This window comes from Streptomyces sp. NBC_01276 (assembly GCF_041435355.1).
Taxonomy (GTDB): domain Bacteria; phylum Actinomycetota; class Actinomycetes; order Streptomycetales; family Streptomycetaceae; genus Streptomyces.
Genome location: NZ_CP108442.1, coordinates 543,906 through 558,853 on the forward strand (window position 1 = coordinate 543,906; position 14,948 = coordinate 558,853).

General features: G+C 73.5%; 10 protein-coding genes. 6 read left to right on the top strand and 4 right to left on the bottom strand.

Annotation, left to right across the window (positions count from 1 at the left end; all coding sequences use genetic code 11):
* Positions 1-110: 110 nt before the first annotated feature.
* Both OG295_RS02215 and OG295_RS02220 read left to right on the top strand, forming a co-directional pair.
* Entirely contained in the window at positions 111-1,790 is a 1,680-nt protein-coding gene (locus OG295_RS02215) for a sigma-70 family RNA polymerase sigma factor (protein ID WP_371675250.1), read from the top strand.
* Between the two features lie 213 nt (positions 1,791-2,003).
* Positions 2,004-4,478, top strand: coding sequence for a Helicase associated domain protein (locus tag OG295_RS02220; protein ID WP_371675251.1), 2,475 nt, complete (start codon positions 2,004-2,006; stop codon positions 4,476-4,478).
* Positions 4,479-4,488: 10 nt separating this feature from the next.
* Here the strand turns inward: OG295_RS02220 and OG295_RS02225 are convergent, their stop codons facing one another.
* Complete coding sequence (locus OG295_RS02225) at positions 4,489-5,880, bottom strand: glutamate decarboxylase (RefSeq protein ID WP_371675252.1); 1,392 nt, start codon at positions 5,878-5,880, stop codon at positions 4,489-4,491.
* Between the two features lie 299 nt (positions 5,881-6,179).
* On the opposite strand from OG295_RS02225, the gene OG295_RS02230 reads away from it, so the two are divergent.
* Together OG295_RS02230 and OG295_RS02235 are read left to right on the top strand one after the other, a co-directional pair.
* The gene (locus tag OG295_RS02230) at positions 6,180-6,572 is read left to right on the top strand and encodes a tyrosinase family oxidase copper chaperone (protein ID WP_371675253.1); all 393 of its coding nucleotides are present in this window, start codon (positions 6,180-6,182) and stop codon (positions 6,570-6,572) included.
* Positions 6,569-7,417 (top strand): tyrosinase family protein, encoded by an 849-nt coding sequence (locus OG295_RS02235; protein ID WP_371675254.1) that lies wholly within the window; start codon positions 6,569-6,571, stop codon positions 7,415-7,417. The genes OG295_RS02230 and OG295_RS02235 overlap by 4 nt, the downstream gene beginning before the upstream one ends.
* Here the strand turns inward: OG295_RS02235 and OG295_RS02240 are convergent.
* Positions 7,372-8,076: a response regulator gene (locus OG295_RS02240; RefSeq protein WP_371675255.1), complete on the bottom strand. Its 705-nt coding sequence runs from the start codon at positions 8,074-8,076 to the stop codon at positions 7,372-7,374. The two genes, OG295_RS02235 and OG295_RS02240, sit on opposite strands and share 46 nt — an antisense overlap.
* Positions 8,073-9,869, bottom strand: coding sequence for an ATP-binding protein (locus OG295_RS02245; RefSeq protein WP_371675256.1), 1,797 nt, complete (start codon positions 9,867-9,869; stop codon positions 8,073-8,075). Before OG295_RS02245 ends, OG295_RS02240 begins: the two co-directional genes overlap by 4 nt.
* Before the next feature lie 104 nt (positions 9,870-9,973).
* Here OG295_RS02245 and OG295_RS02250 point away from each other — a divergent pair, with 104 nt between their 5' ends.
* Both OG295_RS02250 and OG295_RS02255 read left to right on the top strand, forming a co-directional pair.
* A complete protein-coding gene (locus tag OG295_RS02250) occupies positions 9,974-11,377 on the top strand; it encodes a cation:dicarboxylate symporter family transporter (protein WP_371675257.1) in 1,404 nt (467 codons plus the stop codon).
* Positions 11,378-11,669: 292 nt separating this feature from the next.
* Entirely contained in the window at positions 11,670-13,439 is a 1,770-nt protein-coding gene (locus tag OG295_RS02255) for a S8 family serine peptidase (protein WP_371675258.1), read from the top strand.
* Here the strand turns inward: OG295_RS02255 and OG295_RS02260 are convergent.
* Complete coding sequence (locus OG295_RS02260) at positions 13,436-14,875, bottom strand: alpha/beta hydrolase family protein (protein WP_371675259.1); 1,440 nt, start codon at positions 14,873-14,875, stop codon at positions 13,436-13,438. The genes OG295_RS02255 and OG295_RS02260 overlap by 4 nt on opposite strands.
* Positions 14,876-14,948 lie beyond the last annotated feature (73 nt).

Genomic DNA, 14,948 nt, shown 5'->3' on the forward strand with positions numbered 1-14,948 from the left:
TCCGCGAATTTTCCCGGAAACTTCTTCCGGATAAGTGTTATCGGGGCCCCACTCGACGGTCTCCCAGTCATTGGGCATCATCGACCGCCGGTACGGACAGGGACTTTCACATGAGTACACAGCACACGGCAGCGCTGGTGGCAGCGGCCCGCGCGGGCGACCCCCGCGCGCAGGACGAGCTCGTCAGCACCCACCTGCCGCTCGTCTACAACATCGTCGGACGCGCCCTGAACGGGTCGGTCGACGTGGACGACGTCGTACAGGAGACGATGCTGCGCGCACTCGACGGGCTGAGCGGTCTCCGCGCGGACGAGAGCTTCCGGTCCTGGCTGGTGGCGATCACGATGAACCGGGTCCGGGCGCACTGGCAGTCCCGTCAGAACGGCCCCGGGCAGAGCGGCCTGGAGGAGGCCGGGGACCTCGCCGATCCCGGCGCCGACTTCGCCGACCTGACCGTCGCGCGGCTCCACCTGTCGGGGCAGCGGCGCGAGACCGCCCGTGCCACGCGCTGGCTGGAGCCCGACGACCGGGCGCTGCTGTCGTTGTGGTGGCTGGAGTGCGCCGGGGAGGTCACCCGGGCCGAGATGGCCGCGGCGCTGGAGCTGACCCCGCAGCACGCGGCGGTGCGGATACAGCGGATGAAGGCGCAGCTGGAGTCGGCCCGGGTGGTGGAGCGGGCACTGGAGACGCAGCCGCCCTGCGAGGGGCTGCGGGCGATGACGGGCACCTGGGACGGGCGGCCCTCCGCCCTGTGGCGCAAGCGAATAGCCCGGCACGCCCGCGAGTGCCTGCGCTGCTCGGGGCTGTGGAACGGTCTGGTCCCGGCGGAGGGGCTGCTGGCCGGTCTGGCGCTGGTGCCGGTGACGGCGGCGCTGCTGGCGGGCGTACGGTCGGCCACCGCCGGCGCGGCGTTCGCCCCGGCGGGCGCGGCTTTCGCGGGGGCGGAGACCCAGCTCGCGCCGGTGGTGTCGGGACCGGGCCGGGCGGCGCGCCGCAAGGGGGGCGACGCGGGCGACCCGGGCTCCGGGGCGGACGCCGGCCGCGGGGCGCAGCGCAGGAAGCGGCAGAACCGGCGCCGGGCGATCGGCGGGGCGGTGATCGCCGCGTGCGTGGCGGGCGGCGGCCTGGTCTACCTCGGCTCGCTGCCCGGCAAGCGGGGCACCGAGGCGGGCGGCGGCGCGTCCGCGTCCCCGCTGGCGGCGCTGTCGGCCCCCGACGCGAACGCCGGGGCACCCTCCGCGTCGGCCTCGCCCTCGGCCTCCGCTTCGGCCTCTCCCTCGCCTTCGGCGTCCGCTTCCGCTTCGGCCTCCCCCTCGCCCTCCGCCAGCTCGTCGAAGGCCCCCGCGCCCACGCCGCCGAAGACCAGCGCTCCGCGCCCGGCCGCACCGGCTCCGGCGCCCGCTCCGGCGGGTGTGGCGGGGCAGGTCATCGCCCTGGTCAACTCCGAGCGGGCGGCGGCCGGCTGCGGGCCGCTCAAGGAGGACGCGCAGCTGCGCTCCGCCGCCCAGGGGCACTCGGAGGACATGGCGCAGCGGGACTACTTCTCGCACACCGACCCCGACGGGGGCGACCCGGGAACGCGGACGACGGCCGCCGGGTACCGCTGGTCGACGTACGGGGAGAACATCGCGAAGGGTCAGCAGACGGCGCAGGACGTGATGGACGCGTGGATGAAGAGCCCGGGTCACCGGGCCAACATCCTGAACTGCTCCTTCAAGGACATAGGCGTGGGCATGCGCCCGGGTTCGGGCGGCCCCTGGTGGACGCAGAACTTCGGCGCCCGCATGTGACCGGCGGTCCTCCGCGAGCGGCCGGCCGCCCCCGGGTGACCACCCGGGGCGCACGGCGGTCCGGGTCCGAACCGTCCGGACGCAACGGCGCGGACGTGACGGCGCGGACGTGACCGTCCGGACCTCCCCCCTTCCCCCGTTTGTCTCAGAATCCGGGCAAGATAGGACCTGGAGCAGAACGGGCAGATCAACGGGGACGGGGTGACGAATCGGATGGCGAAGCCGCAGTTGCGCGCGCATCAGCGCGAGGCCGTCGACTCCGTCGTCCGCGCGCTGGAGCCCCCGGCCGACGGCCGGCTCCCCGAGCGGGGTCTGCGCACCCAGGTGATCATGGCGACCGGGTCGGGCAAGTCCCTGGTCGCCGTGCGCGCCGCCGAGGAGTTGCGGGCGGGGCGGGTGCTGGTCCTGGTGCCCTCGCTCGACCTGCTCGTGCAGACCGTGTCCGCCTGGCGGGCGGGGGGCCGCACCGGCCGCGCCGTCGCGGTGTGCTCGCTGCGCGGCGAGGAGGCGGGACTGCCGACCACCACCGATCCGGGCCAACTGGCCCGGTGGGGCACCGGGCCGGTGGAGCGGTTGACCGTGTTCGCCACGTACGCGTCGCTGGGGCAGGGCACCGTCGAGCGGGCACATCTGGCGGGTCTGCCGCCCTGGGACCTGATCGTGGTCGACGAGGCGCACCGTACGTCGGGGCGGATCGGCAAGCCCTGGGCGGTGGTCCACGACAACACGCGCATCCCCTCCGCCCGCCGGCTGTACATGACGGCCACCCCCCGGGTGTGGCGGGACGGGGAGGACCCCGAGGCCGAGGGGCCGGAGGACGGGTACGGGGAGGGGCGTGCGCCCGCCCCGGGGACCGGCGGGCTCCGGGGCCGGGGCGAGCTGGTCGCCTCCATGGAGGACGATCCGGAAGGGCCGTTCGGCGCCCGCTGCTACACGCTGGCCCTGTCGGAGGCCATCGACCGGGGCATCTGCGCCCCGTACCGGGTGGTGTGCGTGGACATCAGCGATCCGGGCTTCCGGTCGGCGGTGCTGCTGGGCGCGGACGGCCGTTCGGACCGGGTGCGCGGGATGCGGTTGGCGGCGCTCCAGGCGGCGCTGGTGAAGGCCGCGGCGGACCAGGGGTTCCGGCGGACGCTGGTGTTCCACCATCTGACCAAGGAGGCCGAGGCCTTCGCGGCGGGGCTGCCGGCGGTCGCGGCGCGGCTGCGCGCCGCGAGCCGGTCGGCGCTGCCGGCGTACCCGCGCACGGTGTGGGCGGACTGGCTGTGCGGGCAGCACACGGCGGCCCACCGGCGGCGCGTGCTGGACGCGTTCGCCGCGGACCGGGTCGCGGAGAAGGCGTTCCTGGGCAGCGTCCGGGTGCTGGGCGAGGGTGTCGACACCAAGGAGTGCGACTCCGTGTTCTGGGCCGACGTGCGCGGTTCCATGCCGGACCTGGTGCAGGCCGTGGGCCGGGCGCTGCGGATCCGGCCCGGCGAGGGGAAGGTCGCCTCGCTGGTGGTGCCGGTGCTGCTGGGGCCCGGGGAGTCCCCCGAGACGATGCTGACCTCGCGGGCCTACGGGGACCTCGCGCGGCTCCTGGAGGCGCTGAGGGCGCACGACTCACGCCTGGTGGAGGCCCTGGCCCAGCCGCAGGCACCCGGCGGCCCGGCGACGGCGACCGGTGCGGCCGGGAGTGGCGGCGGCCCCGGGCCGGGGGCCGCGGCGCTGCTGAGCTTCTCCACGCCCCGGGATCCGGCGCTGCTGGCGGCCTTCGTCCGGCTGCGGGTGCTCAACCCGGAGCACACGCGGTGGCGGCGCGGTGCGGAGGCGGCGCGGATCTACGCGGCGACGGCCGGGGACCTGAGGGTGCCGTTCGCCTACCGGGTGCCGGAGTCCGGCGGGGGGTGGCCGCCGGCCCTGGCGGGGTTCCCGCTGGGCCAGTGGATCGCGGACGCGCGGCGCACGTACCGCCGGGGCGCGCTGGGCCGGGAGCGGACGCGGGAGCTGGACGAACTCGGCATGGTGTGGAGCCATTTCGACGTGGCCTTCGAGGAGGGTCTGGCGGCGGCGCGGGCCTGGGCCGCCGAGCACGGGCACCTGCTGCCGCCGGTCGACGCCACCTGGCACGGGGCGCCCGTCGGGGTGTGGATGAAGAACAACCGGGCCGCCGCGCGCCGGGAGGGGCCGGGGGCGCTGGCGGAGGAGCGGCGGGAGGCGCTGGACCGGATCGATCCGTCCTGGTGTCCCGTCTGGGACATCGGCTGGCAGCGGGCCTTCCACCTGACCCGGGTGCACCTGGACGCGGGCGGCCGGGTTCCGCCGGTTCCCGGCCGGGTGCTGGTGCAGGGCGAGGACCTCGGCGGGTGGGTGCGCGCCCAACGGCTGGGGTGGGAGCGGCTGGGGTGGTCGCAGCGGTGGCTGCTGGAGCACGCGCTGGGTCTGTCCCCGGCGCCGGAGGCGGAGCGTCCGCCCGCGCGCCGCAGCCACGCCTCCGCGTGGGCGGGGTATCTGGAGGCGGCCCGGCGGTTCCACGCCCGCGAGGGGCACCTGAGGGTCCCCCGACCGCATGTGGAGCGGTGGGGGGACCAGGAGCTGAGGCTCGGGGCGTGGATCGCCAACCAGCGCGCCCGGGCGGCGGGGCTGCCGCCGGAGCGGGCCGCCGCGCTGACGGCCCTGGGAATGCACTGGTCCCGTTCCGGTCGGTGACCGCGGGCGGTCAGTGGTGGAAGCCCGACCTGGGTTCCGTGGCGGGGACCGGCTGCGGGTGGGCGCGGAGGTGTTCCACGGCCGCCCGCAGGTCGGTGACGAGCAGGGCGATCTGGTCGCGGGTCACCCCGTGGCGGATCAGGACGCGCTGCATGACGGTGTCCTGACGGTCCGCCGGTAGCGGGTACGTGGGCACCTGCCAGCCGCGCATCCGCAGCCGGTCGGAGAGGTCGTAGAGGGTGAACCCCTCGCCGTCCGGGTCGGCGAGCGTGTAGGAGACGGCGGGCAGCCCGCCCCGGCCGTCGTAGAGCAGGGTGAAGGGGCCCATGCCGGCGATCTCCCCGGCCAGGTACTGGGCGGTGTCGGCGCAGGCCTGCTGGACGCTCCGGTAGCCGCCGCGGCCCAGCCGCAGGAAGAGGTAGTACTGGGCGATGACCTCGCCGCCGGGGCGGGAGAAGTTGAGGGCGAAGGTCGGCATGTCGCCGCCGAGGTAGTCCACGTCGAAGACGAGGTCGGCGGGGAGCAGCTCGGCGGTGCGCCAGACGATCCAGCCGACGCCGAGCGGGGCGAGCCCGTACTTGTGCCCGGAGGTGTTGACGGAGGCCACGCGCGGCAGCCGGAAGTCCCACACCACGTCGGGGTGGAGGAAGGGGGCGACGAAGCCGCCGCTCGCGGCGTCCACGTGGACGGGGATGTCCCAGCCGTGCTCTTGCTGGATCCGGTCGAGCTCGGCGGCGATCTCGGCGACGGGTTCGTAGTCGCAGGTGTAGGTGACGCCGAGGATGGCGACGACCCCGATGGTGTTCTCGTCGACGTGGGCGGCGAGCTGGTGGGGGAGCAGGCCGGTCGCGCCGGGCTCCAGGGGGATCTGGCGGAGCTCGACGTCGAAGTAGCGGGCGAACTTCTCCCAGCAGATCTGCACCGGGCCGCAGACCAGGTTGGGCCGGTCGGCCGGTTTGCCCTCCGCCCGGCGGCGGGCCCGCCAGCGCCATTTGAGGGCGAGGCCGCCGAGCATGGCGGCCTCGCTGGAGCCGGTGGTGGAGCAGCCGGTGCCGGAGGTGCCGGGCGGGGCGTTCCAGAGGTCGGCCAGGATGTTGACGCAGCGGGCCTCGATCTCGGCCGTCTGCGGGTATTCGTCCTTGTCGATCATGTTCTTGTCGAGGCACTCGTTCATCAGGCGGTGCACGCCGTCGTCCGACCAGGTGGTGCAGAAGGTGGCCAGGTTCTGGGCGGCGTTGCCGTCGAGGAGCAGCTCGTTGTGGAGGAGCGAGTAGACCACCTCGGTGGGCGAGTGGTCGTCGGGCATCCGGTACTTGGGGAGGATCTGGCCGCTGAGGGCGGACGTGAACACGTCCGTATCGGCGTCCTGGGCACGCGCGTCCTTCGTCTCATGAAGAGCCATATCGGGACTATAAGGTGCAGACCGTCATCAAGTCGGCTTCGGCACCCCTCGGGAAACGCTTGAGGAAAGAGCGGCGGAACCCACAGCTTCCGGCCGACCCCGGAGTGTGACCCTCTCCATAGCAACCCCGGAGAGCCGCAAGAATTACCGTCCAGTAGCATTTCTGCCACAGATCTTCCCGTCCCGACCGCCGGAGTCGATCCGAACAGGAAGATCATTTCATTTGTTCTACACACAACTTATGCACTGATGTCCGGATAGCGGCCAACTGCCGCCATGGCCCTGATAGTTCTTCGGCCATGAACAAGATCACCCGTCGGCAGGCCTTGGGCACCACTGCCGGCGCACTCACCGTCCTCGGCATCGCGGGCGCCACCGCGCACGCCGCCGCCACCGACTCCCGTGCGGCCACCACCCCGGCCGGCACCGTCGACGAGGTGTACCAGGGCCGCCGGATCCAGATAGCCCCCGGCTCGGGGGGCGGCCACCACGGCGGCCACCACTCCCCCGGTCTGCCGACCGTGAAGATAGACGGCCGCGAACTGCACGTGATGCAGAACGCGGACGGCACCTGGATCAGCGTCGTCAACCACTACGAGACCTTCGCCGACCCGGCCTCGCTGGCCCGTGCCGCGGTGCGCGAGCTCCAGGGCTCTCAGCTCGCCCCGATGCAGATGGGGGGCATGGCATGACCGTCCGCAAGAACCAGGCCGCGCTCACGCCCGAGGAGAAGCGCGCCTTCACCAACGCGCTGCTCGAACTGAAGCGGACGGGCCGCTACGACCGGTTCGTCACCACCCACAACGGCTTCATCATGAGCGACACCGACTCGGGCGACCGCGTCGGCCACCGCTCCCCCTCCTTCCTCCCCTGGCACCGCCGCTTTCTCCTGGAGTTCGAAGCGGCTCTTCAGGCGGTGGACGCGAGCGTGTCGATCCCGTACTGGGACTGGACCGCCGACCGCACCACCCGCTCCTCCCTCTGGGCCGCCGACTTCCTCGGGGGCACCGGCCGGGCCCGCGACGGACAGGTGATGGACGGACCCTTCGCGTACGCGACGGGCAAGTGGGAGGTGGCCGTACGGGTCGACGGGCGCAACTACCTGCGCCGCGCGCTCGGCGAGGGCGTCGCCCAGCTGCCGACCAAGGCCGAGGTGGACGCCGTCCTGGCGATGCCGGTCTACGACATGGCGCCCTGGAACAGCTCCTCCAACGGCTTCCGCAACAACCTGGAGGGCTGGCGCGGCGCCAACCTGCACAACCGGGTGCACGTGTGGGTCGGCGGCCAGATGGCCACCGGGGTCTCGCCCAACGACCCGGTGTTCTGGATGCACCACGCCTTCATCGACAAGCTGTGGGCCGACTGGCAGGCGAAGCACCCGCAGTCCCCCTACCTGCCGGCCGCCGGCACCGCCAACGTGGTCGACCTGCGCGACACCATGCGGCCGTGGAACGACGTGACCCCGGCCGACATGCTGGACCACCGCAAGTTCTACACGTTCGACACGGAGCCGGCCGCCGCCGCCAGCCAGCGGTAGTGCAGTTCGGGGCGGCCGACCTGACCGTACCGGGGGGTGCGGTCCGCCCGGCCGGTGTCCACCAGGTGCTCCAGGTACCGGCGGGCGGTGATCCGCGAGATCCCGGCCGCCTCGGCCGCCCCCGCGGCGGTGAGCCCCTCGGGCGCCGCCCGCAGCAGCGCCGCGACCCGGTCCAGGGTCGGGGCGCTGAGCCCTTTGGGCAGTTCCGCCGGACCCGGTGCGCGCAGTGCGGCGAGCGCCCGGTCGACGTCGTCCTGACCGGCCGCCTCGCCCGCCGAGGCCCGGAACTCGGCGTAGCGCAGCAGGCGTTCGCGCAGCGTCGGGAAGGCGAAGGGCTTCAGTACGTACTGCACCACGCCCAGCGAGACGCTCTCGCGGACCACCGCCAGGTCCCGGGCCGAGGTCACCGCGATCACGTCGACGGGATGCCCGGCGGCCCGCAGGCCGCGCGCGAAGCGCAGCCCGTGGCCGTCGGGCAGCGTGAGGTCGAGGAGCAGCAGGTCGACCCGGGTCCGCTCCAGCACCCGGGTGGCCTCGGCGAGGGAGTGGACGGCCGCCACGGCCGTGAAACCGGGCACCCGGCCGACGTAGAGCGCGTGCGCGGCGGCGGCGACGGGATCGTCCTCGACCACCAGCACCCGCACCTCGGGCGCGCTCACGACGCACCCCCCGCGCGGCGCTGACGGGGGATGCGGGGCCGCGGGTCCGGGCCTTCCGCGGCCGGGTCCCCGGCCTCCCCGGGCCCAGCCTCGCGCGCCCGCGGCATCCGGTCCCGCGGCGGCCCCTCCGTCCCCGCCGCCCCCGGTCCGCCCTGCGCTTCCGCCGCCCCGCCCGGCCCGGCACCGCCGGGGCGCAGCGGCAGGCTGACGGTGAACTCCGCGCCCCCGACCGGCCCGGAGACCGCGTCGACGGCTCCGCCGTGCCGGTGGGCCACCTGGCGGACCAGCGCCAGTCCCAGGCCCCGCCCCTCCCCCTTGCCGGACCAGCCGCGCCGGAACACGTCCACCCCCTCGGGCAGTCCGGGGCCGTTGTCGGCGACCCGCAGCAGCAGGCCGTCCGCGTCCCGGCGCACGGTGACGGCGATCCGCGCTCCGGGCACCCCCGTGAGGGCGTCGACGGCGTTGTCGATCAGGTTGCCCAGCAGGGTGACGAGGTCGCGCGCGGGCGGGAGCCCGGGGAGCGCGTCCATCCCCTCGACGGCCCCGCTCGCACCGCTGTCCGGGGTGACGACCAGCTCTATGCCCCGCTCGTGCGCCTGCGCGGCCTTGCCGAGCAGCAGGGCGACCAGCACCGGCTCGCCGACGGCGGTGACGACCTCGTCGGTCAGGGCCTGGGCCAGCTCCAGTTCCGCGGTGGCGAACTCCACCGCCTCCTCGCTGCGGCCCAGTTCGATGAGGGAGACCACGGTGTGGAGCCGGTTGGCCGCCTCGTGGGCCTGGGAGCGCAGCGCCTGGGTGAAACCCCTTTCCTGGTCCAGCTCCCCGGTCAGCGACTGGAGTTCGGTGTGGTCGCGCAGGGTGACCACGGTGCCGCGGCGTCCCCCGCCGGCCACCGGTGAGCTGTTGACCACCAGCACCCGGTCGGCGGTGAGGTGGACCTCGTCGACCCGCGGCCGGTCGGCGAGGAGCGCCCCGGTGAGCGGGGCGGGGAGGCCGAGGTCGGCGACGCCGACGCCGGTGATCTCCCCGCGCAGGCCGAGGAGTTCGCGGCCGGCGTCGTTGACGAGGGTGATCCTGCGGTGGCCGTCGAGCATCAGCAGCCCCTCCCGGACCCCGTGCAGGGCCGCCTGGTGGTAGTCGTACATCCGGCTCAGCTCGGCGGCGTTCATCCCGTGCGTGTGGCGGCGCAGCCGCGCGTTGACCACGTACGTGCCCACGCCGCCCAGGGCCAGCGCCCCGGCCGCCACCCAGGCGAGGGCGGAGAGCTGCTCCGCCAGCCGGTCGCTGACGGCGCGCACGGTGATCCCCGCGCTGACCAGGCCGACGATCCGGCCGTCCTCGCCGGCGAGGGGGGTGACCACGCGGATGGAGGGGCCGAGCGTGCCGGTGTAGGTCTCGCTGAAGGTCTCGCCGCGCAGGGCGGGGGCGGTGTTGCCGAGGAAGCGTTCGCCGATGCGGCGCGGGTCGGGGTGGGTCCAGCGCCGTCCGTCCGGGGCCATGATCGTCACGAAGTCCACGCCCGAGTCGGCGCGCACCCGCTCGGCGTAGGGCTGGAGGGCCGCCGAGGGGCCGGCCCCGCTCCGGCCGGTCCGGACGGCCTCGCGCACCGACGGGGAGTCGGCGACGGACCGCGCCACGGCCCCGGCCTGGCGCCGGGCGGCGTCCTCGGCCTGGCCCCGGGCGGTCGCGTACGCGAAGACCGCGCACCCGGCGACGACGACGGCGACCAGCAGCACCTGCATGGCGAAGAGCTGGCCGGCGAGGCTGCGGGGCGGTCGGGGAAAGCGGAACATGGCGCTCAGTGTGCACCCGGCCGTGAACTCAATGAACGCAAGGGTGACCGGGGTCACAAGGTGGGCGATGGTCTCCCGGAACACATTCACCACCAGGAGGCGACGTGGCCGCCAGGCGCGACAAGACCCACTATCTCTACATCGCGGTGATCGCCGCGGTGCTGCTCGGCATCACCGTGGGCTTCGCCGCTCCCGGCGTGGCCGTCGAGCTCAAGCCGTTGGGCACCGGCTTCGTCAACCTCATCAAGATGATGATCTCACCCGTGATCTTCTGCACCATCGTTCTGGGGATCGGCTCGGTCCGCAAGGCGGCCAAGGTGGGCGCGGTCGGCGGACTCGCCCTCGGCTACTTCATGGTCATGTCGACGGTGGCCCTCGCGATCGGGCTGGTCGTGGGGAACCTCCTGGAGCCCGGCAGCGGGCTGCACCTGACCGAGGCGGCCCGGCACGCCGGGGAGGCCCAGGCCAAGGCGGGCGGCGCCGAGAGCACGCCCGAGTTCCTGCTGGGGATCATCCCGACGACGCTGGTGTCCGCCTTCACCGGGGGCGAGGTGCTCCAGACACTGCTGGTGGCACTGCTGTGCGGGTTCGCGCTCCAGGCCATGGGCGCGGCGGGCGAACCGGTGCTGCGCGGGATCGGACACGTGCAGAAGATGGTGTTCCGGGTGCTCGCGATGATCATGTGGGCGGCACCGGTGGGTGCCTTCGGGGCGATGGCGGCGGTGGTCGGAGCGACCGGCATCGACGCGCTGAAGTCCCTGGCCGTGATCATGATCGGCTTCTACACCACCTGCCTGCTCTTCGTCTTCGTCGTGCTCGGCACCCTGTTGCGGGTGTGTACGGGCGTCAGCGTCTTCGCCCTCCTGCGGTACCTGGGGCGGGAGTTCCTGCTGATCCTGTCGACCTCCTCCTCGGAGTCGGCGCTGCCGCGGCTCATCGCGAAGATGGAACACCTCGGCGTCTCCCGGCCGGTGACCGGCATCACCGTGCCGACCGGCTACTCCTTCAACCTGGACGGGACGGCGATCTACCTGACGATGTCCTCCCTGTTCGTGGCGGAGGCCATGGGCAAGCCGCTGGCGCTCGGCGAGCAGATCTCGCTGCTGCTCTTCATGATCGTGGCCTCCAAGGGCGCCGCGGGCGTCACCGGGGCGGGTCTGGCCACGCTGGCCGGCGGGCTCCAGTCACACCGGCCCGAACTGGTCGACGGCGTCGGCCTGATCGTGGGCATCGACCGCTTCATGAGCGAGGCCAGGGCGCTGACCAACTTCGCGGGCAACGCCGTCGCCACCGTGCTGATCGGAACGTGGACGAAGGAGTTCGACCGGGAGCGGGCCACCGAGGTCCTCGCGGGCCGGCTGCCCTTCGACGAGGCCACGCTGATCGACGACGGACACGGAGCCCGCCCCGACGAGGCGCCCGTCGCGGTGCCCGCACCCTCGACGGACTCCTCCGCCACCCCCTCCGCCGGCCCGTCGGCCGGGGCCAAGGACGGTGTGCCGGCCTGACCGGCGCACCCGCGGGATCCGGCCGGGCAGGGCTCGCCCCCACGGTGCCCAGCCCGGCCGGTGTCCCCTGCTCCGGGGGGGGCGATAGGGCGACGAACCCCCGCCAAGCACCATTTTCGGCCAACCGGCCGGTAAGTCCGCTGCGCTAAAAGGTACTTCCCTCCGGGGTGGCCCGTCTGACATCTTGCGTCCACCACTCGTTTCGTACGGCCCGGCAGGTGCCAACAGCACCGCTGTGCCATCGGAGGACGCATTGATACCCCACATATCCAGCCGACCCCGACGTAGCCTGGTGATGGCGGCCGCCCTCGGCGCCGCCCTCGCCTTCGGAGCCCCCGCCGCGATCGCCGGCACCGCTCCCGTCAACCCGAACGGCTCCGCCCCGGCTTCCGCTCCGGCGGCCGCCCCCAAGGCTGCGGCCCCGGCTTCCCAGAGTGCGACCTGGGCCGCCGGCACCCGTGCCTACCTCGTGATCAGCGCCCCCGGCGACAGCACGGCGATCCGCTCGGCCGTCACCGCCAACGGCGGCACGGTCTTCTCGTCCTTCGACGCGATCGGCGTGATCGTCGCCCACTCCGCCTCCGCCACCTTCGCCTCCACCATGCGCGGCGTCAGCGGGGTGCAGCAGGTGGGCGCCACCCGTACCTCGGACGTCCCCGCCGACGCCTACAACCCGGCGCTGCCCGCCAACCCGGCGCAGGCCTCCACCGCGGCCGGCGAGCCGGTCCGCGCGGACATGAGCCAGATCAAGGCCGACCAGGCCTGGGCCGTCACCACCGGCTCCCCGTCGGTCAAGGTCGGCATCCTGGACACCGGTGTCGACGACCAGCACCAGGACCTGGCCCCGAACTTCAACGCGGCCGACTCGGTCTCCTGCGCCTACGGCAAGCCCGACACCCGTACCGGCGCCTGGCGTGACGTGGACACCCACGGCACCCACGTGGCGGGTACCATCGCCGCCGCCAAGAACGGCAAGGGCGTCGTCGGCGTGGCCCCGGGCGTGAAGATCTCCGCGGTCCGCGTCGCCGAGCCGGGCAACTCGTTCTTCTTCGCCGAGAACACCATCTGCGGCTTCGTGTGGGCCGGTGACCACGGCTTCAAGGTCACCAACAACAGCTACTACACGGACCCGTGGCAGTTCAACTGCCCGGACAACATCGACCAGGCGGCCATCATCGAGGGCGTCAAGCGCGCCCAGGAGTACGCCGAGAGCAAGGGCTCGCTCCAGATCGCGGCGGCGGGCAACGAGAACTACGACCTCGCGCACAAGACGACCGACACCGCGAGCCCGAACGACTCGACCCCGGTCACCCGCACCATCACCAACGCCTGCATGGACATCCCGACCGAACTCCCGGGCGTGGTCACCGTCGCGGCGAACGGCACGGGCGTCACCAAGGCCTCGTTCTCCAACTTCGGCCAGGGCGTCATCGACGTCGCGGCCCCCGGCCAGGACGTCTACTCCACGCTGCCGGGCGGCAAGTACGGCACCAAGAGCGGCACCTCGATGGCCACCCCGCACGTGGTGGGCGTCGCGGCGCTGATCGCAAGCGCCAACCCGGGCATCACCCCGGCGCAGATCCGCGACAAGCTGGCCACCCAGGCCAACGACATCGCCTGCCCCGCCGACGGCCGCTGCACCGGTACGACCGCGAACAACTCCTTCTTCGGCGAGGGCCAGGTCGACGCCCTGAAGGCGGTCGGCGCCACCCCGCCCGCGGGCAAGTACTTCGAGAACACCGCGGACTTCGCCATCGGTGACAACACCACCGTGGAGAGCCCGATCACCGTCTCCGGAGTGACCGGCAACGCGCCGACCACCCTCAAGGTCGGCGTGAACATCGTGCACACCTACATCGGTGACCTGAAGGTCGACCTGGTCGCCCCCGACGGCTCCGTCTACACGGTCCACAACCGTGCGGGCGGCGGCACCGACAACATCAACCAGGTCTTCACCGTCAACGCCTCCTCCGAGGTCGCGAACGGCACCTGGAAGCTGCGGGTGAACGACAACGCCGGCGGCGACACCGGCAGGATCGACTCCTGGAACCTCACCTTCTAGGAGCGGTCCGGGCGGAGCGTCCCGTCCAGCCAGTCGAAGACGACGTCGCAGTGCTGCTGCGGGGCCATCGGGGAACAGTGCAACTGTGCCCCGGTGGCCTGCGTCATCTTCACGTACTCGCGCCGCGAGCGCAGCAGGTCGTACATCTGCCGCGGCTGGCCCGGGTAGAACTGCTCGAAGTCGTAGTCCAGGACGAGCGTCGGCGCCTTGATCTTCGGGACCAGCCGGGTGACGTCGAGGCCGATGGCCACCTGCGCGGGCGTCCAGAGGTCCGTGAGCACCTTGCCCGCGCGCGCCTGGCGCAGCGCCTGCCGGTCGAAGATCTCGAACCGCTTCTTGACGGTGAACGCGAGCTGCGGGGGCAGCTCGGGGACCACGTCCTCGTTCCAGACCCGGTTGGTCTCCGCCTTGTCGGGCGTGACGATGTCGCGCAGCTCCTTGTCGAAGCCCAGCCAGGGGCTGAGGCAGCCCGGCTGGCAGACCACGGCGGCCAGGCGCTGCTCGAAGGCCGCGGCGCGGGCGACCAGGTTGCCGCCCATGCTCAGGCCCGTGAGGGCGATCCGGGCGGCGTCCACGTCCTTGCGGGCCGCCAGCCAGTCGACGAGCGGGGTGACCACCTTCTCCCAGCGGGTGGTGAAGGGGATCTCCTCGACGAAGAGCAGCTGTCCCTGGCCGGGGCCGTCGTAGACCAGGGCGTTCCAGCCCCGGTCGAGGGCGGCGGAGACCCCGTAGGTCCACATGTCCACGTTCTGCCCGTCGCTGCCGTTGGTGAGGATCACGGTGGGGCGCGGCCGGGCGGGGCCCTCGGGACGGAAGAACCAGACCGGCAGGTGCGTACCCCCGTACGGGACCTCCGCCCGGACGGCGGCCGGCGAGCACAGCCGGGTGAATGCGTCCCAGGCGGCGCGTCCGGCGAGGTAGACCGCCTTCTCGTCGGCGGGTGAGGTGGTGCCCAGTACGTAGAAGAGGGCCTGGGCGTAGTACTGCGCGGCGCGCAGCGAGCGGAAGCGGCGGGTCTGCTGGGGGACCTCCCCGCCGTGGCGCCCCGCGGCGGGGGGCGCCGCGAGCCGGTCGCCCCAGGCGCGGAAGGTGTCGGTGTAGCTCTGCTCGGACAGGCCGGCGGCGTTGACCGCGTTGACGGCGGTCAGCACCTCGCCGACCTCGGACGCGCGCATCCCGGCGGCGCCGAGGGCGAGGAGCCCGGCGAAGTCGAAGCCCGGGTCGGCGAAGAGCTTCATGGCCCCGGGCGTGGGATCGGCGGCGGCCGCGGACGGGGAGGGCGCGGTGGGCCCGGTGGGCCCGGCGGCCCCGGTGGGCCCGGTGGGCCCGGCATGGGCCGTGCCCGACAGGGCGAGGGAGCCGGCTCCCGCGGCGAGACCGGTGAGCGCGGCGCGGCGGGACACTCCGCCCGGATTCGTCGGTGTGGGGGCGTTCATGCAGCGGACGCTAGGCGATGCTCCGGCGGGCCGCCCGGCGGCCGGGCCCCCGGCTGCTCCGAACGGCCCCCGG